Here is a 23,683-nt window from a genome sequence, read left to right as displayed (position 1 = left end):
GACCGCTTGCCTTCCAACCAAGCCGCGCGACGCGCGCATCAAACAGCGCCGTAGCTAGCGCGGCTTGGTTGAAGGCCTCAGGGAGCCCGTTACCCCATCTACGAACTTGGAAGATACTTGGACAGGTCGAGGCTCATGAACTGGTTGTGCGGGCTGTCCAGATAGTCGGCGAACGGCTCACAGGGTGCGAAGCCGACGCTGCGGTAGAGTGAGACGGCCGGAGCGTGCAGCGGCGCCGTGCCAGTCTCCAGGCTGAGACGCGAATATCCGCGCTTTCGGCTTTCAGCGATGATGTGGTGCAGAATTGTTCGCCCGACCCCGGTGCGCCGCGCCGTAGGCGAAGCGCGCATCGACTTCACTTCGCCATGCGTCTGATCCAGTTGCTTCAAGGCACCGAACCCAGCCAGCACATCGCCCTGCCAGGCCGTCCAGAACGTCACGGTCGCAGCCGAAAGACCGCTGGCGTCCAGTGCTTGCGCATGCTCGCCCATCACGCTGCGCAGCTCTTCCAGGTGATGCGCCAACAAGTCGGCAACATAGGGCGCCCTGGGATCGTCCTGCCTGATGTCCACTTCGCACCCTCGCAACTGTATTCTATCAGCTAGCGGTCTTCGCCTCGTTCCACAACGCGTCCATCTCTTCCAGCGATGCGTCCTCCAGTGAACGTCCCTTCGCGGCGAGTGCCCGCTCGATATAGGCAAAGCGCCGCTCGAATTTCGCGTTCGTCGCCCGCAGCGCGGCTTCCGGATCGGCATCGACATGGCGTGCGAGGTTGACGAGCGCGAACATCAGGTCGCCGGTTTCTTCCACCAGCTCTTGCTTGTCGTTGCGGTCGAGCGCGGCCTCGATCTCATCGGCCTCCTCGCGGATTTTTGCCAGCACCGCGCGCGGATCGTTCCAGTCGAAGCCGACGGTGGAGGCCTTGCGCTGGAGTTCCATGGCGCGGGTAAGCGCCGGCTGGCCGGCCTTCACGCCCGACAGCAGAGATTTGTGTGAGGTCGTTTCGTCCCGCGGCCGGCGCGCGGCGCGCTCGGCTTTCTCCTCGGCCTTGATGCGGTCCCAGACTTCCTTGACGTGGGAGGGGGCGAGATTGCCGTCCATGTCGGCGAAGACATGGGGATGGCGCCGGATCATCTTGCGGGTGATGGCCTCGACGACGTCGCCGAAGGCGAAGGCGTTCTGCTCTTCAGCCATCTGGGCGTGGAACACGACCTGCAACAGGAGGTCGCCGAGCTCCTCGCGAAGATCGTCGAGATCGCCGCGGCTGATGGCCTCGACCACCTCATAGGCCTCCTCGATCGTGTAGGGCGCGATCGTCGCGAAATCCTGCTCGAGGTCCCAGGGGCAGCCGGTTCCCTCTGTTCGCAAAGCGGCCATGATCTCTATGAGGCGGGCGATGTCGCGGGAGGGTTTTATTGTCATGCAACTCATCCAACTAATTGACTCGATAGCGAAATTGCATTGCCCGCGTATGCGTTTTCGGATGCAATGTAATTTCTGATTATGCGAAGCTGAGGCGACTGAAGGCTCGTGCCGGTTGAGTCTGACTGGGATTTCCTGACGGCCAACTTATGTAAGAGCGTGGTTAGAATATTCCCGGGTGCCGTCGGGAAAGTGGATCTCCCAAATTTCGTATCCGGTAAAGTTGAAGACTTGCAGCTTTGTGGTTTCACCGAACACCAAAGTTAGATCGGCCGTCTCGCTATCGAATTGCACACCGTTGCAGAACCTTCCATCTAGCCGATTGGACATTTGTTCCTTCGCATCGATTGGTGCGGGGAGACCGTATTTCTTCTGATGATCGAAGCTACTCATTAAAACGCGTCCGTCCTGGATTAGACGCCAGTAGTTGGCCTTCAATACTGTGCCATCGGAAAATTTGACCACGACGGCCGCCGTTCCCTCTGCGTCGGGGATATTGTCGGCGACCACCGCGACGCTGACCTTTCTCAGTCTGGCCAAGCTTTGCTCGAAAGAATTCGTCACTGGCGTTCCTATCTACCGTGCGGTGCCGGTGCTTCGGGCGGCTTTTTCATTGGGGGCGCGCGCCTCGAAATGTGTATTGGACTTCCCAGGGGCAGCCGGTCACCGGCGTGCGCAGCGCCGCCATGATCTCGATCAGGCGGGAAATGTCGCGGGAAGGGGTCATTGCGGGGGCGTCTCCTGGCTCTCAAGCCTTATGCCAAAAGCGGCCCGCCGTTCCCAGTGGGACGCGATGGCACGGGCCGATTTCCACCGATTGGCGGGCCCGTCCTGCAGTGCTAAAGCGCGGCCCATGAGCGACGCATTTTCATCCGAAACCGCGCTGGTGCTGTTCTCCGGCGGCCAGGATTCCACCACCTGCCTTGCCTGGGCACTGAGCCGCTTCGCGCGCGTGGAGACGCTGGGTTTTGAATACGGCCAGCGCCACGCCATCGAGCTTGCCTGCCGCGACCGGTTGTTCGACGGCATCAAGGGCCTCCGCGCGGACTGGGCTTCCAGGCTCGGCGAGAGCCACACGCTGTCGATCCCGACGCTGGCCGCCGTGTCCGAAACGGCATTGACGCGCGATGTCGCAATCGCGATGGGGGCCGACGGCCTGCCGAACACTTTCGTGCCCGGCCGCAATTTGGTGTTCCTGACCTTTGCCGCAGCGCTGGCCTATCGGCGTGGCATCACCCACATCGTCGGCGGCATGTGCGAGACCGACTATTCCGGTTATCCCGATTGCCGCGACGAGACCATCCGCGCCATGCAGGCCGCGCTATCGCTCGGCATGGCCAGGAAGTTCGAGCTGCATACCCCTCTGATGTGGATCGACAAGGCCGCGACCTGGCGGCTCGCGCATGACCTCGGCGGCGACGGGCTGGTCGACCTCATCCGCGAGCAATCGCACACCTGCTATCTCGGCGAACGTGGCGCGCAGCACGACTGGGGTTATGGGTGCGGGGAGTGCCCGGCGTGCCGTTTGCGGGCAAAGGGATGGCGGGAGTTTGTGGCGGGCGAGTAGTTCGGCTTGCTCCGCCGTTACCGTCACCTCCGCTGTCATCGCCCGCCTTGTGCGCAATTGCGCACTGGGGCGGGCGATCCAGTATTCCAGAGACGTTCGTAAGATACGGAGAGGCCGCGGCGTACTGGGTCGCCCGGTCAAGCCGGACGACGACGTGGGAAGAGGATGTGTGCTCCCTCAACGTCGTCATTGCGAGGAGCTCTTGCGACGAAGCAATCCAGGCTGGCGCTGCAGAAAGATTCTGGATTGCTTCGCTTCGCTCGCAATGACGGAGGACTACCGAAAATCCTCCGGCCTAAGCTCGATCGGCTTGCCGTGCGGGGTGCGATCCGCCGCGTGGTCCCAGGCGTCGCGGTAGCGGTGCAGTGTCTCCGTCGATGCGACGCCCTTGCGCGCAACCAGTCCCTCCAGCGTGGCGAGCCAGTGCAGATAATAGGTCTCGCCCGTATCGGGATCGCCGGCCGCTTGCGCGCGCTTGATCTCGTCGGCAAGCGCTGCGGCCCATTCCGGCCAGGTGAACACGCCGCGCTCGTGCAGCGTCAGCGCCATGGCGAAGGCATGCGCCTCCCAGGGCGCGTGGAACACCGGGCCGTCGTCATCGCGCGGAATGCTCGGAATGGCCGCCGTCGCGGCGGCAGCAAGCGTGCTGCTCATCACGCCGGGTCCAGATACGGCTCGAACGCGTCGATCGAGACTTTTGAGGTCGGATCGCCGTCCGCGCCCCAGAGGTCGCTGCCTTCAAACACCACCGTGTAGAGCCATTGCGGATTCTCGCCGAGCTCCATCGCCGCCGAATCCGGAAACACGTGGCAGCCGTGGTTCAGCTCGACGATGCCGACATGGCCGCGCACGTAGCGCGGAAGCCTTGTATGCGTCGCCGGATGAATGTTCTTCGCACGCACGCGGTCGCCGATTTTGAATTTGGCGGGCGCCGGGGCGGGGCGGGCGAACTTGCCGCGCACCATGACGCGCTCGACGTCGTCGAGATCGAACTTGCCGTGCTTGAGCGCCTTCGCCGGCTGGGCCGCGTGGCCAGCGGCGACCTCCTCTCGGGTGAGGTAGCCCTTCTCGATCAGCATCTCCTCGAGCCCGAGGAACCATTTCTTGTAGTAGGAGCTCGACAGATAGACGTGCGGAGGGAGCGTCTCCCGGTAGAAGCGCGAGGTGTCGATGTTGTAGGCGCCGGCGGCGCCCATGGCACGCACCATCGCCAGAACGCGGGCTTCCCAGTCCGCGTGAAACATCGGTTCGTTGGACTCGGGCTCGACCTTGCCGAACCCGTCCATGCCGCCCATGTCGTGCACGCCGTTCATGATGGCGCTCCCGGCTTCCTCGGAAATCCGGTGCCGATCATGGAATCGCGGGTGACGAGCTCGGCGAGCTGTTCCTCGCTCCAGCCTTCTGTCCCCTCGGGCCGCATCGGAAGCACCAGGAAGCGCGTCTCGGCGGTCGAGTCCCACACCCGGATTTCCATGTCCTTCGGCAACGTGACGTCGAAATCGGCGAGCACGCCGCGCGGGTCCTTCACAGCACGGGAGCGGTAGGGCGCGGCCTTGTACCAGACCGGCGGCAGACCGAGCATTTCCCAGGGGTAGCAGGAGCACAGCGTGCAGACGACCATGTTGTGTCGCTGCGGCGTGTTCTCGACCACGACGAGATGGTCGCCGACGCGGCTGACATGGCCGAGCGTGCCGATCGCCTTGCTGCCGTCCTCCAGTAGAGCCTTCCTGAAGGCCGGATCGGTCCAGGCCTTGGCGACGACGCGCGCGCCGTTATGCGGGCCGATCTTGGTCTCATAGGCCTGGATGATGGCATCCAGCGCGGCCGGCTCGACATAGCCTTTTTCGGTCAGGATCGTCTCGAGCGCGCGCACCCGCAGCTCGGTCTCGGACAGCTCCGAATGATCGTGATCGTGGTGATGATGGTGGTCGTGATCGTGGCTCATGGCGCAAAAGATAGGCGCAATGGTCCCTGCGTGTCGAGTATACGTTGGGGCGCAACCGGGTCCCATATTCGTGAGGCCGGATGTAGGATAGCATCGCCGCAAAGCAGACTGGGAGGCGATGGTGACGGTCTACGTGAAAATCGAGAAAGGCCTCGGCCCCGAGGGGCGGATTGCGGTGGTGCGATTCGACCGCGGCGACGGCATCAATGCACTCTCGCCGGAGGCGCTACGGCAGCTCACCGCGGCCGCGCGCAGCTTCGAGGACGATGCCGCGACCTCCGTCGTGGTGCTGACGGGTGGCACCGATACGTTCAGCGCCGGATTCGACCTCAAGGATGCCGAAGGGCGTTCGCGCAAGGACATGGATCTCGGCACGCTGCGACGGCATCTCAAGCTCGGCCCGCGCCTCACCCATGCCTGGCAGGAGATGGAGCAGATCACGATCGCGGCGATTGAGGGCTTCTGCATCGGTGGCGGCGTGGCGCTGGCGGTCGCGCTCGACTTTCGCGTCATGGGCAGCGATGCGCATATGCGCGTACCCGAGATCGGGCTCGGCATGAACATGAGCTGGCAGAGCATCCCGCGGATGTTGCACCTGATCGGGCCGGCCCGCACCAAGCAGGCGGTGATCCTGGCCGATCAGCGCATCAGCGCGGATGAAGCCTACGAATGGGGCCTGGTCGAGCAGGTCGTCGATCCCGGCAAGGCCTTCGATGCCGCGATGGAGCTCGCCCGCAAGGTCGCCGCGCAGCCGCCGCTCTCGGTCGCCATGACAAAGCTGACCGTCAACCGGCTCGCGCATACGCTGGACGATCTCGCCAGCCACATGGACGTCGACCAGTTCGCGCTGGCGAGCCTCAGCGAGGACCACAAGGAGGGCGTCGAGGCATTTCTCGGCCGCCGCAAGCCGCGGTTCAGGGGACGGTAGAACGAGGGGCAGGCCATTGATCGTGCCGCGGACAGTCCGTATACGCCGCGCGAGAAAACCAGGGCGGCTCGGCCAACGGGCCGGCCAATTGCGACGGACATCGAGGGGGAGGGCTCATGACCGCTGGTTCGCAGGCGCCTGAAGCGAAAGGGGTTCGCTGGAAGCTGATCGCCCCGCTCGTGGTGTGGCTGGTGATCTATCTGTGGCCGGTGCCCGCGGGTCTCAATGCCAATCAGTGGCACTATTTTGCCGTGTTCGCGGCTGTCATCACCGGCCTCATTCTGGAATCGATGCCGGTCGGTGCGGTCGGCCTGATCGGGCTCACGGTCGCCGGCGTCGGCGGCTATATTGACCCTGATCCCAACAAGTCGCTGCGCTGGATGCTGGCGGGCTTCGCCGAGAGCACGGTTTGGCTGATCGTCGGCGCCTTCGTGTTCTCGATCGGCTACCGCAAGAGCCAGCTTGGCCGGCGCATCGCGCTCGTGCTGGTGCAGCGCCTCGGCCACAACACGCTTGGCCTTGGCTATGCGGTCGCGATGTCGGACTTCCTGCTCGCGCCGGCGACGCCGTCCAACACCGCGCGCAGCGGCGGCATCGTCTATCCGATCATCAGCAACATCCCGCGCATCTATGGCTCCGAGCCCGGCCCGACCGCCGGCAAGATCGGCACCTATGTGATGTGGACGGCGTTCGCGGCGACCGCGGTCACCAGTTCGCTGTTCTTTACGGCGCTCGCGCCCAATGCGGCGGCGCTTGCGATCGCCAAGAAGACGGTTGGGGTGGAGGTGAGCTGGGGCCAATGGTTCACGGGCTTTGCGCCGCTCGGCATCCTCCTGATGCTGTTGGTGCCCTTGCTCAGCTACCTCGTGTGCCGGCCGGAGGTGAAGCGCAGCCCGGAAATCTCCGAATGGGCGGCGAAGGAGCTCAGCGCGATGGGCCCGATGTCGCGCAACGAATGGATCATGCTGGCCCTGATCCTGCTCGCGATGTTCCTGTGGATCGCGGGCTCGAGCCCGGACATCCACGTGCCGGTTCTCGGCTCGAATTTCGTCAATGCCACCACTGTCGTCTTCATCGTGATCTCGCTGATGCTGGTAACCGGCGTGATCGAGTTTGCCGACATCGTCGGCGAGAAGAGCGCCTGGGAGGTGTTCTTCTATTTCACCTCGCTGCTGACGCTGGCCTCGGGCCTCAACGAGATCGGCTTCATCAAATGGTTCGCGACCGAATACGCCAAGCCCCTCGCGGGGCTGTCGCCGTCGACCGCGATGATCCTGCTGGTCGCGCTGTTCTTCTGGATCCACTATTTCTTCTCGAGCATCACCTCGCACGCGGCCGCCGTGCTGCCGGTGGTGCTCGCGGTCGGATCGGGCATCGCCGGCCTGCCGGTCACGACGCTCGCCATGCTCTGCATGTATTCGCTCGGCCTGATGGGCGTCATCTCGCCTTACGCGACGGGACCCGCGCCGATGTATTTCGGCAGCGGCTATATCGGGAAGGGCCAGTTTTGGGGCTTTGGCCTGATCTTCGGGCTGCTCTATTTCGCAGGACTCCTGCTGATTGTGCTGCCCTGGCTACAGCTTCGATGAGCCCGACCGGAGGCTGATACCCCCGGCAGATGAATTTTCTTCTCCGGGGAGAGTTTTGGAAAACTTCGTCCAACTCCCCGCAAATATCTGAAATTGCAAGAAAGACCTGAAGGGGCGATGGTGCGTGCTGCAGTGCAGCGCGCGTCACCCGAGCGCTCAGCCGCTGTTCTACTCCCCGTCGCTGATGCGACCTGGCTGCCGTAGGCCCTGAAGGCATGCGCGCAAGCGAACTATTGTGCATGAAGGCCGCCTCCATGAACGCCCACCAATCGCTCGCGATCGGACAGCCGGTCGAAACGCTCGAAGCGATTTCACCTGCCGCGACTGATGCGGACGCGATGGTCCGGTTCGAAGACATCTCGAAGACTTATCCGGCCTATCGCGGCAAGCCGGGCGTCAACGCGCTGCAAGAGATCGACTTCGCAATTCCGCGTGGCTCCGTCACCGGCGTGATCGGCCGCTCCGGCGCCGGCAAGTCGAGCCTCGTCCGGCTCATCAACGGGCTTGAGAAGCCGACCACCGGACGCGTGATCGTCGATAACAGCGATATCTCGGCTCTCGCAGGCCGCGAGTTGCGGCTGGCGCAGCGCTCGATCGGAATGATCTTCCAGCACTTCAACCTGCTGTCGTCGCGCACCGCGGCCGACAACATCGCGCTGCCGCTCGAGATCGCCGGCTGGACCAAGGCCGACATCAAGGCCCGCGTCACTGAGCTGCTTGCGCTGGTCGGCATCGCCGACAAGCACGACCGCTATCCTTCGGAACTATCCGGCGGCCAGAAGCAGCGCGTCGGTATCGCCCGGGCGCTGGCGACGCGTCCGAGCGTGCTGCTGTCGGACGAGGCGACGTCCGCGCTCGATCCGCAGACCACGCGCGCGATCCTCGACCTGCTCGCGAACATCAATCGCGAGCTCGGGGTGACCATCGTGCTGATCACCCACGAAATGTCGGTGGTACGGCAGCTGGCGAAGGAAGTCGTCGTGCTCGATGCCGGCCACGTCGTCGAAAGTGGCCATGTCGCCGATATCTTCACCCATCCCAGGCATCCGATCACGCAGTCCTTCCTGGCCGAGGTGATCGGCGACAGCCTGCCGGTCTCGCTGGCAAGCCGGATCGTGCCGGGGCCGGTCGCGGGTGGCCTCGCCGTGATCCGCGTTCAGGTGCGCGGGGCAGGGGCCGGCGACACGCTGGTGGCGCGGCTCGCACGCGAGCTCGGCCTCGACGTCTCGCTGCTGTCGGCGCGCATCGACGAGATTGGTGGCCAGCACGTGGGATCGCTGACGCTTGGTATTCCCGGCCGCGAAGATGCGGTGACGCGGGTGCTCGCGTGGCTCTCTCAATATCAATTCTCGGCTGAGCGTGTCGGCTATGTCGCCTGAACTCATCAACCTGATCATCCAGGCCACCGGCGAAAGCCTGTTCATGGTCGGGGTAGCGGCGCTGCTCGGCACCGCCTTCGGCCTGCCGATCGGGGTCTTCCTCGCGACCAGCCGGAAAGGGGAGCTGTTCGCGGCCCCCGCCATCAACGGCGTGCTCGGCATCATCGTCAATGCCACGCGCTCCACGCCCTTCATCATCCTGGTCGTCGCCATCATCCCGTTCACGCGGCTTGTCGCTGGCACGTCGATCGGCTCGACGGCGGCGATCGTGCCGCTGACGATTGCATCGACGCCGTTCATCGCGCGCCTCGTCGAAGCTGCGATCCGCGAGGTCGATGGCGGGCTGATCGAGACCACGTCCTCGTTCGGGGCCTCGCCGATCCAGATCGTATTCAAGGTGCTGATCCCCGAGGCGCTGCCCGGCCTCGTGCTGGCCCTGACGCTCGCGGTGGTCAGCCTGCTCGGCTACTCCGCCATGGTCGGCGCCGTCGGAGGCGGGGGGCTCGGCGATCTCGGCATCCGCTACGGCTACCAGCGCTTCATGCCCGAGATGATGCTGGCCGTCGTCGTCGTGCTGATCGCCCTCGTGCAGCTCGTTCAGAGCGCGGGCGATTATCTGGCGCGCCGGGTCAACCGACGGCTGCGCAATCGCTGATACACATTTGCTGAAACTGGAGAGACTGATGCGTTTTCTGGCAACCCTTGCGGCTGCAGCCTTGCTGCTCGCGAATTCGGCCGAGGCCGACACCATCCGCGTCGGCGTGACCGCAGGCCCCCATGCCGAGATCATGGACGTCGTGAAGAAGGTCGGCGCAGAGCGCGGCCTCGATATCAAGGTGGTCGAGTTCACCGACTACGTGATCCCGAACCAGGCGCTGGCGCTGAAGGATCTGGAGGCAAACTCGTTCCAGCACGAGCCCTACCTGAAGAACCAGATTTCCAAGACCGGCTGGAAGATCGTCAAGGTCGCGAACACGATCGGCTCGCCGCAGGGCGTCTATTCGCTGAAGTACAAGAAGCTCGCCGACCTGCCGGAGGGCGCCCGCGTCGCCATCGCCAACGATCCCTCCAACGGCGCGCGCGGCCTGATGATCCTGGCGCTGCACGGCGTGATCAAGCTGAAAGATCAGAACAACGTCGCCTCGACCGTCGCCGACATCACCGACAACCCGAAGAAGCTCCGCTTCGTCGAGCTCGATGCTGCCCAGCTTCCGCGGTCGCTCCAGGACGTAGACGTCGTCTCGATCAACAACAATTACGCCGTCCAGGCCGGACTTAATCCGGCTGTCGATGCAATCGCCCGCGAAGACGCCGACGGTCCCTGGGTCAACATCCTCGCCGTCCGCGAGGAGGACAAGGACAAGCCCTGGGTCAAGCAGCTGATCGAGGTCTATCACTCCGATCCGGTGAAGGCGTTCCTGGAGGCGCGCTTCAAGGGCACCTATCTGCCAACCTGGTGAGAGCAGATCGGGCGCGCGTCAGGCAGCTAACCTGGCGCGCCGCAGCGTCTCCGAGGGCAGCTCGGAGAAGTGGCGCTTGTAGTCGAGCGAGAACTGGCTGAAGTGCCAGAAGCCGTGCTGCACGGCGACGTCGTAGACGGATGTCCCGGCATCGCCGGCGCGTTTCAGGTCGCGCCGCACGACGTTCAGGCGCATCGCGCGCCAGTAGTGCATCGGGCTCGTGCCCAGGACCTCCTGGAAGCAATAGCCGAGTTTGCGCGGGCTGGCGCCGACAGCCTTGCAGACCTCCAGCAGCGACAGCGCGCGATCACCGGTGCCGTGCATCAGCTCGCGGGCCCGGTCGACGGTGCGCTTGCGCGCGGCAGAGCTGCGGCCGGGATCGCTCGGGCGCGCCGTCGGCAGCATGTCCATGATCTCGACGAGGAGAGCGTCTTCCAGCGCCTGCCGGGCGGCCGGAACGTCGAGCCGTTCGGGCGCAGCCGTGATGGTCTCCTGGATGGCGGCAAGATGGGCGCGCAGCCGGGCAACGGGCGCTTCCGCCATTTCGATCACCCGCAACTGGTGCCAGATGCTGCGCGGCGGCTCGATGTCGAGGTTGGCCGCCAGTTCCTCGATCAGCGCCGCACTGGTGACGACGCCACGAAACTCGAACGCCTTCGGCGTGCACATGTCGACCTCGGCATCGATGCAGGCGATGATCTTGGCTCCCGCAGCGCTGGCGCCGTTGCAATTGACCTCGCCTTCGCCATGCCAGGGCAGGCCGATGCCAAAACTGCCGGCACCCAACTGGCCGTATTGGCGCACCTGCTGGCTGGTGATCTCGCGGAACACTTCGAGCCGGGGCAGCGAGAGCTGCGTGAAACTGCCCCGGAAGGCGCCGGCGCTGATCTGGTCGTAGCTGAGCCGCCAGCGGCCGAGCGCGGCGCAGTGCTCATCGACATCCGTGCTGGTCGCCTGGAGCAGGCTTGCCGGCGAATTCAGAGTCGGAAGAGTTGCGCTTAAGGCCATGACAGCACGTCAGAATCTGTAAGCCAAACAGCTAGCAAGAACCACGCCAGACTGGCACGACCCGCGCCCGTGTCCAGCAAAATGTTGCCGGATCTCGATAACGCCCGGTGACGCCGGGGTGCAGGCTTCCTCCGGTACAGGTCCGACATATCTGTCGGGATAGCCTTGCGGAGGATCGACATGCGACCGACCGACATCATGCGCGGCAGCCCGGCCGCACCCGAGGCCCAGGTGACCCGCGCCAACTGGCGCAGCTTCCCGGCCATCCGCTGGGGCTTCACCCACACCCGCGAGGTGCTGCCGACCGCGGAGGTGCGCCGCTCGGCCCATCCGACGCCGATGCCAAGCGCGCCGCGCGAGCTGTCCAAGCTCGGCTTCACCACGCCCGACGGCAAACCGACCACCATCGAGGCCACGCTGCGCGACACTTTCGCCGATGCGCTGCTGGTCATGCACAAGGGCACGCTGATCCACGAGTGGTACGGCGACGGCATGAGCGTGACCACGCCGCACCTGATCTGCTCGATCAGCAAGTCGATCGCCGGCACGCTCGGCGGCGTCCTGGCCGGGCGCGGGCTGCTCGATCCGGAGGCGAGGGTGGTGCGCTACGTGCCTGAGCTCGAGACCTCTGTCTACGGTACCTGCACCGTCCGCAACGTCCTCGACATGGCGGTCGCGATCAACTTCGAGGAAGACTACGAGGACCCCGCCGGCGACGTCGCGCGCTATCGCTTCTCCTCGGGCTGGGACGTGCCACCGCCGGGCGTCGAGCCCGGACACCAGCGCGCCTATCTCACGACCCTGCGCGGCACGGGCAAGCCGCACGGCAAGGTCTTCCACTACGTCTCGACCAACACGGAAGTGCTCGGCTGGGTCTATGAGCGCGCATGCGGCATGCCGTACCCGCGCATCCTCTCCGAATATCTCTGGCAGCCGATGGGCGCCGCGGAGGATGGCTCCCTCACGCTCGACAGCCACGGCATGGGCCGCATCGCCGGCGGCCTCTCCGTCACCGCACGCGACCTCCTGCGCTTCGGCGAGATGATCCGCTGCCGCGGCGTGGTCGAGGGACGGCAGGTGGTGCCGGGCTGGTGGATCGACGACATCCACGAGAACGGCGATCCCAAGGCGTGGGCCGATGGCGACCTCGCCGAGTTCTTCCCGGGCGCACGTTATCGCAGCAAATGGTTCACGATCGATCCGTCACGCAACGCTCTGACCGGAATCGGCATTCACGGCCAGTTGCTCCACGTCGATCCGGACTCGGACACCGTCATCGTCAAGCTCGCGACGCAGCCGAAGGCGATGGACGTTCCGATCGACCTCCGCTGGCTCGCCGGCTTCCGCGCCATCACCGCGCATCTTGCTCCGCGCTAACGCCAGGAGATCATCATGCTCGACACCGTCAAAGCGAAATCGCCGACGCAGACCGCGATGCCACACCCGCTCGATCCGCTGACGGCGGAAGAGATTACAGCCGCCTGCACCCTGGTGCGTGCGACGGCGACCTCGCCGGAAAACTGCCGCTTCCCGACGGTGCGGCTGGACGAGCCGACCAAGCAGGAGCTGGCTGCCGATGGGGCAGGGCTGCCGCGCCGCGCCTTCGTGCTGACGCTGGATGTGACGACCGGCGAGGCGATCGAGCACGTCGTCGATCTCGGCCGCAGCGAGATCGTGACGCGCAAGATCGTGCCGAACCGCGAGGCGCCCTACGGGCAGCCGTCGGTCATGTTCGAAGAATTCTTCAAGTGCGAGGCCGTGGTCAAAGCCGATCCCGGCTGGCGCGCGGCGATGCACCGGCGCGGGCTCACCGACAAGGACATCGAGCTGGTCCAGGTGGATCCGTTTTCCTCGGGCTTCTTCGACAAGGAATTCGAGCGCGGAGCACGCATCGTGCGCGCCGTCAGCTATTTCCGCGAACACCTCCAGGACAACGGCTATGCCCATCCGATCGAGGGCGTCGTCGCCGTGGTGGACCTGATCGGCGGAAAGGTCATCGACCTCACGGACCAAGACCCGATCGTGCCGATCCCGCGGAAGAAACGGAACTACGGCGCACGCGAAGTCACGAGCCCGCGCACCGACATCAAGCCGCTGCATATCGAGCAACCCGAGGGCGCGAGTTTTCGCGTCGATGGCTGGAAGGTCGACTGGCAGAAGTGGAGCTTCCGCGTCGGCTTCACGCCGCGCGAAGGCCTGGTGCTGCACCAACTCAGCTACCAGGACGGCGAGCGCAAGCGGTCGCTGATCCATCGCGCCAGCGTCACCGAGATGGTGGTGCCTTACGCCGACCCAACCGCCAACCACTTCTGGAAGTCGGCGTTCGATGCCGGTGAATACGGACTCGGCATGCTTGCGAACGCGCTCGAGCTTGGCTGCGACTGCCTCGGCAACATCCATTATTTCGACGTGCCGGCTGCCGACAACAAGGGCGAGCCTTTCGTCATGCAGAACGCTATCTGCATGCATGAAGAAGACTACGGAATTGCCTGGAAACACTACGAATTCCGTAACGGCCTGTTCGAGGTCCGCCGCTCGCGGCGGCTCGTCATCTCGTTCTTCGCGACGGTCGGCAATTACGACTATGGCTTCTACTGGTATTTGTACCAGGACGGCACGATCCAGTTGGAGACCAAGCTCACTGGCATCATCCAGACCGCTGCCGTACAGCCCGGCGAAAAATACAAATGGGGCGGCATGGTCGATGACAATCTGGGCGGGCCGACGCATCAGCACTTCTTCAACGTCCGCCTGCACATGAACATCGACGGCGGCGGCAACACGGTCACCGAGCACGACTTCGTGCCGCGGCCCTGGGGCCACGACAATCCCCACGGCAACGTGTTCGACACCACCACGCGCGTGCTGTCACGCGAGCGCGATGCGGCGGCCGTCGCCAATGGCGAGACCGGCCGGTTCTGGAAGATCAGCAATCCCAACGAGACAAATTCGGTCGGCAATGCTCCGGCCTACAAGCTCGTCGTGAATCCGAGCCCGCTGATGCTGGCGCAGGAGGGCAGCTACGTCCGCAAACGCGGCGGCTTTGCCACCAAGCACGTCTGGGTCACGGCTTTCGACAAGGACGAGAAATACGCCAGCGGCGACTATCCCAACGTCCATGCCGGCGGCGACGGCCTGCCGCGCTACGCTGCCCAGAACCGCAACATCGAGAATGCCGACATCGTGGTGTGGCACTCCTTCGGCCACACCCATGTCTGCAAACCCGAGGACTTTCCGATCATGCCGGTCGAATATGCCGGCTTCATGCTGAAGCCGACGGGTTTCTTTGCGGCCAATGCCGCCGGTGACATCCCGCCGGACCGCAACAGCCGCAGCGTGCTTGCGGGCGAGGAGGCGGACAGGACGAGCGGCTCGTGCTGTCACGGCAGCTAGGATAGGGCGCCGCCAAGGCGGTGGCCCGCCTACAGGATGAACCTTCCCGCGAGGCAGAAGCACAAAGGCTGAAGACATCTTTTGCCTTGTGGAATCGCGATGAAGTGGCTTGCCTTGGTCTCTCTACTCGTCTTCGTAGCGCCTACCCATGCGGCCACGCCCGAGCAGCACTATCTCGATCTGCGCGACCGCTACATCGCAAAGTTCTCGAAAGCTGCGGAGAACGACGAGACGACCAGGCAGCACGACGCGGCACTTAGGGAGCTGGCAGGCGTGCTGCGCGGCCTGGTAGGGCCGGTCACGATCAAGGGGCTGCCGGCCGACGGCCAATCGAACGTCGACACGCTCTTCAGTGGCGACATAGGCTTCGGTCATCTTGACGGGCTCGGTTTCGCCTCCGAAGGCGACAAGACGCAAGCCGTGGTGACCACGTCCGCATTGCTCAAGCACTGGCTTGCCGAGCATCGCGACGACGGCATGCCACAGGAGACCGGGGCCGCGTTCAAGTCGGACCGCTTCTACTATTATGCCATCCAGGACGCGGCCTTCGCCAAATATGCCGAGCTACCGATCGCAAAGCCTGCGACGGCAAGCGTCGCGGTCGCCGTGCTCGGCGTGCGCGGCAACGGCGGTCTGAAGGCGCCGCCGCATGAAATCGACGTTGTCGTGGTCCAGGGCGAGAAGGTCTACTTCCTCGCCACAAGCGATGCCGTGAAGACGGCTGAAATCCCGGCCTGCGAGAAAGTCTGGAAGCAGATGATGGCCAAGAAGGTCAACAAGAAGGACCCGCGGGGCGACACGGCCCGCGAAGACCAGGCGATGGACGCATATACAAAATGTTTCGCCAGGGAAGCGCCAAGCCAGAGCTGGTTCGCAGCAGCCGTCAAGAAGGCACAAAGCCAGCTTGAGCTGCTGCTGCTGCGCTAGTTTCGCAGGTTCACCTACGCTCAGCTCCTCATCCTGAAGAGCCCGCGAAGCGGGCATCGAGAAGGATTCACGCCTTATGACACAATACGTGTCCGCGCTTGGAGGTCGTGAACGGTTATGGCCGGCTCGACCGTCCGCGCGATTTCGCAGAGATGCCGATGATGGGTGAAGTATACGACCTGTCCTTGCGTGGCCATGCCAGACAACAGCCGGAAAGCTTCTTCGGCGCGAAAATCGTCAAACGTTTCCATGATGTCGTCCGCGAGGAACGGCGCAGGGGCATGCGCCCGAGCGAATTCGTAGTAACCGGCGACCCGCAGTGCCAAGTAAAGCTGAAACCTGGTCCCTTTCGAGAGCTCGGAGGCGATTTTCGAACTCCCGTCCGCTCCCCTTGCAATCAGGAGTTCGCTTCCATTCGACGGTTGGGTCGAGAGTTCCAAATAAGCTCCGCGACTGATTAGGGCAAAGGATTCTGAGGCTCGCGCCATCATCGAACTGCGATGACGATCACGGTAAGCACGGAGGGCGCTGTCGGCGGCGGCTGTTCCAAGCTTGAGCTTCAGATAGGCCTGGGCCCTATCTTCGATAGAGAGCAATATCGTGCGCCGCTTCGTGTCGATGATCGCAACGGTGGCATCTCCGCCGACTGCGGAAATTTGATCCTCCGCCTTCGTACGTACGGCAAACAGATCGCGGATACGGTCGTCTTCGTTGCCGAAGCGTGATTTCTTTTCGGTCAGTTCGGCTTCGAGCGCTCCTCGATCCAATGCATCGAGTATTGTTTCGGCCTCCTCGAACGTCTCGAGCCCCATGACTTCAAGCATCTCATCGCGAGCCTCGATCAGGCGCGCGGTGAGATCAATCCTGCGCGCGACACCGCGCAGACAACCGTCGACCTCCGCCAGCGAGCCGACGTTGAAGCGATCCACCATTCGTTTCGCATGTGCCTCGACCTCTGCCAGTTGGTCTGCGATCAAGCGAGCCTCGTCTCTTTCGGCCAGCAGGCGCGCCTCGGTATCGTGTCGGCGGTCGAGCGCCTTCGTCGCATCCGCGACGCCGCTCACGACGGCCTGGCACAGCCCGAGAACATCCGAGGGTCGAGAAGCTAGTCCCATCATTGCGGCAAGGGTCTCGACCTCGGTCCGGAACTGAAGCTGATCGCGTTCCATCTTCGCGATCCGGTCGGTCAGCTCAGCCTTCTTCTCCAGAGCGGGGCCCAATTCCGTTAGTGCTTCCAGTGTTTCTCGTACGACGGTCGTCGTCAGTTGGCTCTTGCTCTCGCATTCGCCCAGCCAGCAAGTCGCGCAGGCCTGCAGCCACGCCGAGCTCCAAGCGCTTTCCGCGAGCAACGCCTCTTCGCGTTTCTTTTCCCGCGACGTCAGGTCCCGACGGCGATCATCGACCGATGCCCGCAACGCTTTGGCGACGGCCTCGTGGTCGAGCGCCGCCTGGCCCGCCACCAACATCGCCTGCACGTCGGCGTCCTCCGGGAAGGGCACGTCGGCCGCACGCAACGCCCCGGCGAGGCGTTCCCGCGCGCTCGCCGCATCGATCTGCGCCTGCCGCAATTCGCGCTCCGCGGCCATCAGTCTCGTGCGGGCTTCGATCGCTCGCTCTCGCTTCTGAAGCCAGAGCTTCATTCCGGCAACGCCCATGGTCTCATCGAGACCTCCGCCGATGGCACGAATGGATGTGGCGATTTCGTCAGCGAGAGCCGCGCGCTGCTGCAAATTCGTCTGTAGCCGATGTCGTGCCAACTCCTGAGCTGTCCGGACCTCGGCCCGATCCAACAGTGCCTGGTTTAGCTCAGCCACGTTCCCGATATGGCTTAAGCGCTGCTCCGTAACGAGATCGAGTTTCCGCATCACCGTCTCGAAGGTCGCCGCAGTTGCGGCGTTGAGTGCGCCCTTGTGAGCTATCCAGGCGGCCTCACGATCGGACCGAACCTTGCCGACCTTTTGGTCGCTGATGACACCCGAGGTGGAGCCGAGCGCTTCGATCTTACTCTCAAGTCGCCGTATATCTGCGCCGCAGCGGTCGACCTCGTTCTGCTGCAGAGCGATGTCCCGCGAGAGTTTTGCTTCACTCGATACCCAGCGCTCAAGCTGGTCCGGCGCTGCTACCGGAGCCGCCAGGAGAGCGTCCCTGTCGCCCTCCCAAGGGCGCAACCCGATGAGATGGTCGTCAAACTCTTCGGCGCGCTCCCCGCGGGTGCGATCGGCGGCGCGCAGTCGCGCCGCATCATCGCTTTGGCGGGCCATCCCGAGGGCCAGGGCCAGTACGCGTGTCGCCGCCTCATCAAGCCTGTGGTCGTCTTCGCCAATCTTTGCCTCGGCCTCGGACAGAGCGTCGCGAGCTTTTGCAAGTTCGGTCTCGGCCCCAGCGACGGCTGCCTCGATGCCGGACCGCCGCTCCATGAGATCGTGGAGCGGTCCGGTGACGGCTGTCGACAGGATGAGGCGCATGGGTGATGCCTCGGAGTCACGGTCGATGCGGGCCAGTATCCGCGCCGCCGCCTGCTCGACCAAGCTCAGACGGACACGCCGGTCGGGCAGGTCCTTTTCCGCCGTGACGTACCGCGCGCGCAGGTCCATCAGCAGTTCGATGCGGCCTTGGAGACCGCAGGCCGTCTCATTCACGACCAATCCTTCGAGCGCACGCTCCAGCTGCGCGATCTCTTCGCCGATCGTCTGTGCCTGCGTCAGAAGCTTCGTCTGCTGGGTCATCAGCTCAGGGAGATCCGTCGCCCAGACCAAGGGCGCATCCGGCAGGGCCGCAAGCGGTTCGAGCTCCGCGCGAAGCCTGCGAATGGTCTGGAGCCGGGGCAGGGCGTTGAAGAACCGCTGTATCTCGTCAATTCGGACCTGTGTCCGTCCGCGTTGAGCAAGCGCTTCGTCGTAAGCAACGGCCGCTTCGTCGCGATCAACGACGAGCCGCGAGAACTCCGACGCAAGCGTGTCGATCTTGTCGCGTTCCTCCTTCAGGACGAGAAGCTCCTTCTTGAGGTCGGCAAGAACGCCCGATCGCTTTCCGGGTCGGAAGAAAGCCTCCGCTTCCTCTCGTGCGGAAGCGAGTCTTGCGCTCAGATCGGAAAGGCCCGCGGTTGCAGAGAACAGAAGGGGACCGAGATCGCCCTTGCTGGCGAGGATGTTCTCGCCGCCGGCCTCCAGCGTTTCGTCGTCGAGACAGAACATCGTCTGGTAGGCGTTTCGATCGAGACCTCCGAGTTCGCTGAGCAGGACAAGTTCGGGCACAGGCCGGCCCGCATCGTCCAGCAGGCTGTTCTGTGGCTTCTTGATCCGCACAAGATTGCGGACGCCGGCGGAATGCTCGATCTCAGCCTCGATCCGCATGGTCGCGTGCGGGTGCAGGAAGTTGAGCTTGCTCTGCGGATGGATGCCGTAGAGCAACTCCATGCAGGCCGACATGGCCGTCGATTTTCCGGCCTCATTCGGCCCGTAGACGATGTGCAGATCAGGGCCGCCGGCGGCGTGCGCTCCGAAGTCTAGGACTGCATCCGTGAACTTGCCATAGCGTTTGAGCCCCAGCTTCCGGATGCGCATCAGCGTGCTCCGTCGATGCTGCCCGCAGCCAACCGCGCTAGCACTTCTTCGGCACCTTCCTCGCACAACTGCTTGACGAGCAGAGCGAGGCCGGCGTCATCCGGGGCGAGGGTGCGTCGACATTCCGGCGGCAGCTGACTGAGCAAATCCCTGACGATTCCTTGCGCTTCGGCTTGAAACTCCTCGGATTCGACGATGTCGTCACTCATCGTCCGGCGAAGCACCTCGACGGGGTCTGCACTATCGACCCGATCGGCAATTGTCGGCCGCCGACAGTCGGTTTCAAGCTTTTCGATCCAGACATTGCCTATCGCTTCCGCCCGGCTTTCCGCTTCGGTGTGGAGAAGATCGGCGTCCCGCCGGATGTTCCAGGCTAGCGACGTCGCGCCGGAAATACTGAGCCGCGCGACGACATGGTCGGAGGCTGACCGGCTGGACGCTTCGCCGAGCGCGATCTCGATGCGGGCGACGAGATCGGGCCATGTCACTAGCCCGGAAGCGTCGACAGCGACCCGCTCGAACTGGGCCATGCTGACGACGCGTTCGTCGAGAGAAAATGACCCATCATCCAGCACGCTCACCAGCGTGACGGATTTAGGTCCGCTTTCCCCGATGTCGCGGCCCTGCGGAATACCCGGCATCACGATGGCGCAGGAGCCTTCGGTCGTCGAGCGTTTGTGGATATGTCCAAGCGCCCAATAACGGAAGCCGGAACTGGCGAGATCCGCTGTGCTGCAGGGCGCATAGACGTCGTGGCCTGGCGAGCCATCTAGGCTCGTGTGCATGAGCCCGATGTTGATCGCACCCTCGACTGGTGGCCGGTATCTGCCAAGGAGACCTTCCGGCGCCTGCGGCTTCGCGAAACTTAGCCCGTGCACCACGATCGGACGGTCTCCGCGATCTCGCAAAATCTCGAAGGTTTCCGCCCGTCCGCCAAACACTCTTACGCCGTCCGGAGGCACGAGCTCCTTGGTGATCTTCGACAGGGCATCGTGATTTCCACGGATGATGAAGACCCTGACCCCCGCGGTGTGCAGGCGACGAAGCTGCTCGCTCAGAAAGCGCGCCGTCTTCATGGAGGTCTGGTCGCCGTCGTAGAGATCGCCCGCCAGCAAGAGGGCGTCAACGCGTTCGTCGAGACAAAGATCGACGATACGCACGAATACCTGCCGACTGGCGTTGCCAATGAGCTCGGCCAGTCTTGGATTTCGCAAAGCGAGAGACAGTAACGGCGAGTCCAGGTGGACGTCGGCCGCATGCACGAAACGGAAGGCCGACATCAAACGCCCCAATATTCCATCGAATCAACGAATATTACCTCATGCGGCCTCGACGTTGGTGTGATCCTAAAATCATCCGTGTCTCTCGTTTGCGGCTTCGGCCCGGTCAGCCGCTAAAGCCCGCTCCCGCCAAGATTCCATCCACGGCCATCCTCGCCAAAGATCTCGTGGCCTGTTGGCGTCACGACAACCGTGTCCTCGAGCTTGATGAAGCCGCGCCTGGGGTGCTTCATCGTGGTCTCAATTGACACCACCATACCGGGCTCGAGCGGCAGCCGGGCGTCGGTATCGTCGTAGGGAACCGGACCCTTGGCGGTCAGGCGAGGGGCCTCGTGGCTGATGAGGCCCATGCCGTGCGCCAGGAAATCTGTGCAGTCGCGCTGGCTGATCTGCGCGAGCTGACGCTCGGCAGCGACGTAGATCTCGCCGCCCATGGCACCCGGCCGGACCGCGGCGAAGGCGGCGCGCTGCACCGCTTCGATCTCTGCCAGACAGTCCTTCAGCTCGGCATCGGGATCGCCCAGCACGGCCATGCGCGCGAGATCGCCGATATAGCCGTGATAGTTGCCGCCGGAGTCGAGCGACAACACGTCGCCTTGCTCCCAGCGCTGCGCCGACGGCGCCCGGTTGTGGCTGTTGCCGCAGGCGAGCAGGCAGTATTCGAAGGTCAGGCCGCGATTGGCTTCGGCGACGCGAAGTGCGTCCGACAATTGCTGCTTGGTCGTGCCCGGCCCGTGTCCGGCGATCACCTCCAGCATCGAGGCGATCACCAGCTCCGACGCGATCTTGAGCTTGGCCAGTTCATCGGGCGACTTGACCGCGCGCAGCCGCTCCAGCACCAGCAGCGCGTCCTTGAGCTCAGCGCCGGGCAGGGCGTCGGCCAGCGCCCGGCCCGCGTCCATCGGCAGGAACGCCATCTCGACCCCGACCCGCTTCAGCGGCACGCCGGCGTCCCGGATCAGGCCTATGGCCCGCGTCACAGCGTCGACCGAGCCGCTGGACTCGGTCCGGCCCTGTGGCACCCAAAGCGGCGCCACGGCGCGCTGGTGGGTCTCCAGCCGGTGGCCGACATAGACGGCTTTGTCTGGCGCGCCCTTGGGATAGACCAGAACCGGCAGGTAGCGGCTGACGCCCATGGCGTCCATGTAGTCGAAGAAGATCGCGCGCTCGGCACCCAGCAGGTACTGCACATTGTGCTTGGAGGTCGCGACCAGCACGTCGAGGCCGGCGGCCTCCATCAGGCGGTCGAGCTTGGGGGCGTCGAATGGAATGGTGCGCGAGCCGGTCGCGCTTGCGACGTTCTCCTGCATGGCGAACCTCCCAATGTTGGTGCGGGACTCAGCTGCAGTGTCGGTTTTTGCCCGACGCTCCTTGGGGCAAGTGTGAGCCGGGAGCGGGGTATTTGAGTAGCCGCGGATTTGGCTGGCCTGAGTGCCAGCGCTGCTTCAAGCGCGGAAACCGAGTGGTGATGGCGTCAAGCTCGGCATCGAGCTCGGCCGCGCCGAGTCGGCGGGTATAGGCGCCGAGCTTGAGATTCTCTGCCACTGACAGCATGGGGAAGTTGCAGCGCCCCTGCGGCACGAAGCCGATGCCCCGTTTCAGGCGCGCAAGCGCATCGAGGCGCGTCACGTCCTGTCCGTCGAACGCCACGGAGCCGGTGCGGCACTGGACCAAGCCAGCGGTGAGCTTCAGCAGGGTCGACTTTCCGGCGCCGTTGGCGCCGACAATCGTGGTCCATGAGCCGCGAGGGATGGCAACGTCGATGCCGTGAAGGATGGTAAGATCGCCGTAGCCGCCGGCCGCGCCTTCGATACCGATGATCGGATCGCCCGGGCGCGATTGCTCTGCTGCAAGACCCCGTTGGCTCATGTGGCGCGTCCACCCTGGCGGCCCATATAGGCCGCGACGACCCGTGCATCCGCGGCGACCGTTGCTGGGGGACCTTCGGCGAGGATCCGGCCCTGGTCGAGCACGTAGATGTGGTCGCAGATCTCGAACACGGGTTTCAGATTATGCTCCACGATCAGCAGGGCGATGCCGCGCTGGCGCACCCGCAGCAATTCCTGCTTCAGGCTTTCGACGAGCGTGACGTGATTTAGTCGCGCGTTGATCCGGGATCAAGCCTGGAACTGAGTCGCTTCGCCAGCAGGGCCGGCGCGGAAACGCGCGTTCCTCCGTCACGCCGCTGTGATGGGCTTGGGCTGCTTAAATCAAGCCGCTCTTCGCCGCGCGCACCTAACCCGAAAGAGGTAGGCGAGGGGCCCTCCTTGCGAGGGAATGGCATTCGAGCCCGCGCGCGCTATAGTGACCCACTAGGATGGGGCCGAGAAATGGGCCAAATCACCATGCGACAGGTGATTGTGGACGGGTCGGGAAATCCAACAACCGTCATCCAAATTGATATGGTGCACGCTTGCGGCATCGCTGCCAGCTCGAACAATGGGCAGTTCGCTTGTATGCCGATGCAGCACGCGTCCGGATGGAGGCGAGCCGCGCCCTTGTGCATCATCGCAACTCTGCTCGCGTCGACATGGGCATCGCAAGCATCAGGCGGAGCACGGCAACCGCAGATGCGTCCAAGCGACGATAGATCGATACAGCTGGCGCAAACAACGAGCAGCGAGCAAAACGGGTCGCTGCCGGCCGCTGAGCAGGAGCGCCAGGGGGTGGAGAAGCTGACGCGCGAACTCGCTATCGTCCGGCGCTATCTCGAGACTCTGCAGGCACGGCTGAAGGAGGCGGGCCAAGAGTCGGCTCGAGCCAGGCAGGCCGCGGACAGCGAGATTGCAGAATTGCGCAAATCCCTGCAGCGGGAGCTGGAGGGCATCGACCAATCGGCGGCGGAGCGCAGAACTGCCGAGTTGCGCAGATCGATGATGCGCGAACGATCCGAACGGATGGAGCGGGATATTGCAAGAATGCGCGGCGATGCCGATCCGCGGGCTTCGCCGCCAGCCACGGCGAAAGACGAAGCAAGACAGGCGACCGACAGCGGTGTGGTCGAGCTAAAAAGATCTTTTCAACAGGAGCGCGAGAGAGCGGCGCGGCTGGAGCAGGATCTTGCGGCGGCGCGGCGGGAGGTCGAGGTGCAGACCGCGCTGGCGGCGAAAGCGCGCGCCGAAGCTACCGCAGTGAAGCAGGAAGGAGAGAGCGGCACGGCCGAGCTGCAAAAGTCCCTGCAAGAGGAGCGCGAAAAGGCCGGCCGGCTGGAGCAGGATCTCG

The 23,683-nt window shown here is 64.2% G+C and carries 21 protein-coding genes and 2 pseudogenes; 10 read left to right on the top strand and 13 right to left on the bottom strand.

Going from position 1 to position 23,683, the window contains the following annotated elements; all coding sequences use genetic code 11:
• Positions 1–98 precede the first annotated feature (98 nt).
• The 4 genes and pseudogenes from AC630_RS34255 to AC630_RS44570 form a co-directional block, all read right to left on the bottom strand.
• A complete protein-coding gene (locus AC630_RS34255) occupies positions 99–572 on the bottom strand; it encodes a GNAT family N-acetyltransferase (RefSeq protein WP_074122836.1) in 474 nt (157 codons plus the stop codon).
• 25 nt (positions 573–597) lie between these two features.
• Positions 598–1,416: a nucleoside triphosphate pyrophosphohydrolase gene (gene mazG, locus AC630_RS34250; protein WP_074122838.1), complete on the bottom strand. Its 819-nt coding sequence runs from the start codon at positions 1,414–1,416 to the stop codon at positions 598–600.
• 153 nt (positions 1,417–1,569) lie between these two features.
• On the bottom strand, positions 1,570–1,986 hold the full coding sequence (locus tag AC630_RS34245; RefSeq protein ID WP_074122835.1) for a hypothetical protein: 417 nt from the start codon (positions 1,984–1,986) through the stop codon (positions 1,570–1,572).
• A gap of 52 nt (positions 1,987–2,038) precedes the next feature.
• Positions 2,039–2,149 (bottom strand): annotated as a pseudogene (locus AC630_RS44570) (nucleoside triphosphate pyrophosphohydrolase); the annotation flags it as partial.
• 126 nt (positions 2,150–2,275) lie between these two features.
• Here AC630_RS44570 and queC point away from each other — a divergent pair.
• A complete protein-coding gene (gene queC, locus AC630_RS34240; protein WP_074122834.1) occupies positions 2,276–2,989 on the top strand; it encodes a 7-cyano-7-deazaguanine synthase QueC in 714 nt (237 codons plus the stop codon).
• Between the two features lie 276 nt (positions 2,990–3,265).
• Here queC and AC630_RS34235 read toward each other — a convergent pair whose 3' ends face one another.
• Genes AC630_RS34235 through nthA form a run of 3 tightly spaced genes read right to left on the bottom strand, consistent with a single transcriptional unit; the run spans position 3,266 to position 4,934 of the window.
• Positions 3,266–3,643 (bottom strand): nitrile hydratase accessory protein, encoded by a 378-nt coding sequence (locus AC630_RS34235; RefSeq protein ID WP_074122833.1) that lies wholly within the window; start codon positions 3,641–3,643, stop codon positions 3,266–3,268.
• A complete protein-coding gene (gene nthB / locus AC630_RS34230; RefSeq protein ID WP_074122832.1) occupies positions 3,643–4,302 on the bottom strand; it encodes a nitrile hydratase subunit beta in 660 nt (219 codons plus the stop codon). Before nthB ends, AC630_RS34235 begins: the two co-directional genes overlap by 1 nt.
• Positions 4,299–4,934, bottom strand: a complete 636-nt coding sequence (gene nthA, locus AC630_RS34225; protein ID WP_074122831.1) for a nitrile hydratase subunit alpha — start codon at positions 4,932–4,934, stop codon at positions 4,299–4,301. The genes nthB and nthA overlap by 4 nt, the downstream gene beginning before the upstream one ends.
• A 121-nt stretch (positions 4,935–5,055) precedes the next feature.
• On the opposite strand from nthA, the gene AC630_RS34220 reads away from it, so the two are divergent.
• The 5 genes from AC630_RS34220 (at position 5,056) to AC630_RS34200 (ending at position 10,290) form a co-directional block, all read left to right on the top strand.
• The gene (locus AC630_RS34220; protein ID WP_143198527.1) at positions 5,056–5,862 is read left to right on the top strand and encodes an enoyl-CoA hydratase/isomerase family protein; all 807 of its coding nucleotides are present in this window, start codon (positions 5,056–5,058) and stop codon (positions 5,860–5,862) included.
• Positions 5,863–5,978: 116 nt separating this feature from the next.
• The gene (locus tag AC630_RS34215) at positions 5,979–7,451 is read left to right on the top strand and encodes a DASS family sodium-coupled anion symporter (protein ID WP_074122829.1); all 1,473 of its coding nucleotides are present in this window, start codon (positions 5,979–5,981) and stop codon (positions 7,449–7,451) included.
• A 254-nt stretch (positions 7,452–7,705) separates the two neighbouring features.
• Positions 7,706–8,830, top strand: coding sequence for a methionine ABC transporter ATP-binding protein (locus tag AC630_RS34210; RefSeq protein ID WP_074122837.1), 1,125 nt, complete (start codon positions 7,706–7,708; stop codon positions 8,828–8,830).
• Positions 8,820–9,485 carry a methionine ABC transporter permease gene (locus AC630_RS34205; RefSeq protein WP_074122828.1) on the top strand — a complete coding sequence of 222 codons (666 nt, stop codon included), beginning with the start codon at positions 8,820–8,822 and terminating at the stop codon, positions 9,483–9,485. Before AC630_RS34210 ends, AC630_RS34205 begins: the two co-directional genes overlap by 11 nt.
• Positions 9,486–9,513: 28 nt before the next feature.
• Positions 9,514–10,290, top strand: a complete 777-nt coding sequence (locus tag AC630_RS34200) for a MetQ/NlpA family ABC transporter substrate-binding protein (RefSeq protein ID WP_074122827.1) — start codon at positions 9,514–9,516, stop codon at positions 10,288–10,290.
• Between the two features lie 18 nt (positions 10,291–10,308).
• Here the strand turns inward: AC630_RS34200 and AC630_RS34195 are convergent, their stop codons facing one another.
• Complete coding sequence (locus tag AC630_RS34195; protein ID WP_074122826.1) at positions 10,309–11,298, bottom strand: helix-turn-helix domain-containing protein; 990 nt, start codon at positions 11,296–11,298, stop codon at positions 10,309–10,311.
• 180 nt (positions 11,299–11,478) lie between these two features.
• On the opposite strand from AC630_RS34195, the gene AC630_RS34190 reads away from it, so the two are divergent.
• The 3 genes from AC630_RS34190 to AC630_RS34180 all read left to right on the top strand — a co-directional run bounded on the left by AC630_RS34190 (position 11,479) and on the right by AC630_RS34180 (position 15,618).
• The gene (locus AC630_RS34190) at positions 11,479–12,675 is read left to right on the top strand and encodes a serine hydrolase domain-containing protein (RefSeq protein ID WP_074122825.1); all 1,197 of its coding nucleotides are present in this window, start codon (positions 11,479–11,481) and stop codon (positions 12,673–12,675) included.
• A gap of 15 nt (positions 12,676–12,690) precedes the next feature.
• Positions 12,691–14,691, top strand: coding sequence for a primary-amine oxidase (locus tag AC630_RS34185; RefSeq protein WP_074122824.1), 2,001 nt, complete (start codon positions 12,691–12,693; stop codon positions 14,689–14,691).
• Positions 14,692–14,790: 99 nt separating this feature from the next.
• Positions 14,791–15,618 carry a hypothetical protein gene (locus tag AC630_RS34180; RefSeq protein ID WP_074122823.1) on the top strand — a complete coding sequence of 276 codons (828 nt, stop codon included), beginning with the start codon at positions 14,791–14,793 and terminating at the stop codon, positions 15,616–15,618.
• Between the two features lie 74 nt (positions 15,619–15,692).
• Here the strand turns inward: AC630_RS34180 and AC630_RS34175 are convergent, their stop codons facing one another.
• The 5 genes from AC630_RS34175 to AC630_RS34155 all read right to left on the bottom strand — a co-directional run bounded on the left by AC630_RS34175 (position 15,693) and on the right by AC630_RS34155 (position 22,512).
• On the bottom strand, positions 15,693–19,181 hold the full coding sequence (locus tag AC630_RS34175) for an AAA family ATPase (protein ID WP_074122822.1): 3,489 nt from the start codon (positions 19,179–19,181) through the stop codon (positions 15,693–15,695).
• Complete coding sequence (locus tag AC630_RS34170) at positions 19,181–20,461, bottom strand: metallophosphoesterase family protein (RefSeq protein WP_074122821.1); 1,281 nt, start codon at positions 20,459–20,461, stop codon at positions 19,181–19,183. The genes AC630_RS34175 and AC630_RS34170 overlap by 1 nt, the downstream gene beginning before the upstream one ends.
• Positions 20,462–20,574: 113 nt before the next feature.
• On the bottom strand, positions 20,575–21,771 hold the full coding sequence (locus tag AC630_RS34165; RefSeq protein WP_074122820.1) for a M24 family metallopeptidase: 1,197 nt from the start codon (positions 21,769–21,771) through the stop codon (positions 20,575–20,577).
• A gap of 28 nt (positions 21,772–21,799) precedes the next feature.
• On the bottom strand, positions 21,800–22,330 hold the full coding sequence (locus AC630_RS34160) for an ATP-binding cassette domain-containing protein (RefSeq protein WP_074122819.1): 531 nt from the start codon (positions 22,328–22,330) through the stop codon (positions 21,800–21,802).
• Positions 22,327–22,512 carry an ABC transporter ATP-binding protein C-terminal domain-containing protein gene (locus tag AC630_RS34155; protein ID WP_074122818.1) on the bottom strand — a complete coding sequence of 62 codons (186 nt, stop codon included), beginning with the start codon at positions 22,510–22,512 and terminating at the stop codon, positions 22,327–22,329. The genes AC630_RS34160 and AC630_RS34155 overlap by 4 nt, the downstream gene beginning before the upstream one ends.
• Before the next feature lie 279 nt (positions 22,513–22,791).
• Between AC630_RS34155 and AC630_RS34150 the strand changes: the two are divergent.
• Positions 22,792–23,683 (top strand): annotated as a pseudogene (locus AC630_RS34150) (hypothetical protein); the annotation flags it as partial.

Source organism: Bradyrhizobium sp. AS23.2, from assembly GCF_001908185.1.
Classification (GTDB): domain Bacteria; phylum Pseudomonadota; class Alphaproteobacteria; order Rhizobiales; family Xanthobacteraceae; genus Bradyrhizobium.
Note: the sequence above shows the minus strand (reverse complement) of the source record. Positions and strands in the feature narration are given on the sequence as shown.

Excerpts from the sequence above, each read along its gene's own strand:
- AC630_RS34190 (WP_074122825.1), top strand. The coding sequence starts at position 11,479 with ATGCGACCGACCGACATCATGCGCGGCAGCCCGGCCGCACCCGAGGCC.
- AC630_RS34195 (WP_074122826.1), bottom strand. The coding sequence starts at position 11,298 with ATGGCCTTAAGCGCAACTCTTCCGACTCTGAATTCGCCGGCAAGCCTG.
- AC630_RS34235 (WP_074122833.1), bottom strand. The coding sequence starts at position 3,643 with ATGAGCAGCACGCTTGCTGCCGCCGCGACGGCGGCCATTCCGAGCATT.
- AC630_RS34170 (WP_074122821.1), bottom strand. The coding sequence starts at position 20,461 with ATGTCGGCCTTCCGTTTCGTGCATGCGGCCGACGTCCACCTGGACTCG.
- AC630_RS34180 (WP_074122823.1), top strand. The coding sequence starts at position 14,791 with ATGAAGTGGCTTGCCTTGGTCTCTCTACTCGTCTTCGTAGCGCCTACC.
- nthA (WP_074122831.1), bottom strand. The coding sequence starts at position 4,934 with ATGAGCCACGATCACGACCACCATCATCACCACGATCACGATCATTCG.
- AC630_RS34215 (WP_074122829.1), top strand. The coding sequence starts at position 5,979 with ATGACCGCTGGTTCGCAGGCGCCTGAAGCGAAAGGGGTTCGCTGGAAG.
- AC630_RS34175 (WP_074122822.1), bottom strand. The coding sequence starts at position 19,181 with ATGCGCATCCGGAAGCTGGGGCTCAAACGCTATGGCAAGTTCACGGAT.
- nthB (WP_074122832.1), bottom strand. The coding sequence starts at position 4,302 with ATGAACGGCGTGCACGACATGGGCGGCATGGACGGGTTCGGCAAGGTC.
- AC630_RS34160 (WP_074122819.1), bottom strand. The coding sequence starts at position 22,330 with ATGAGCCAACGGGGTCTTGCAGCAGAGCAATCGCGCCCGGGCGATCCG.
- queC (WP_074122834.1), top strand. The coding sequence starts at position 2,276 with ATGAGCGACGCATTTTCATCCGAAACCGCGCTGGTGCTGTTCTCCGGC.
- AC630_RS34185 (WP_074122824.1), top strand. The coding sequence starts at position 12,691 with ATGCTCGACACCGTCAAAGCGAAATCGCCGACGCAGACCGCGATGCCA.
- AC630_RS34200 (WP_074122827.1), top strand. The coding sequence starts at position 9,514 with ATGCGTTTTCTGGCAACCCTTGCGGCTGCAGCCTTGCTGCTCGCGAAT.
- AC630_RS34210 (WP_074122837.1), top strand. The coding sequence starts at position 7,706 with ATGAACGCCCACCAATCGCTCGCGATCGGACAGCCGGTCGAAACGCTC.
- AC630_RS34165 (WP_074122820.1), bottom strand. The coding sequence starts at position 21,771 with ATGCAGGAGAACGTCGCAAGCGCGACCGGCTCGCGCACCATTCCATTC.
- AC630_RS34205 (WP_074122828.1), top strand. The coding sequence starts at position 8,820 with ATGTCGCCTGAACTCATCAACCTGATCATCCAGGCCACCGGCGAAAGC.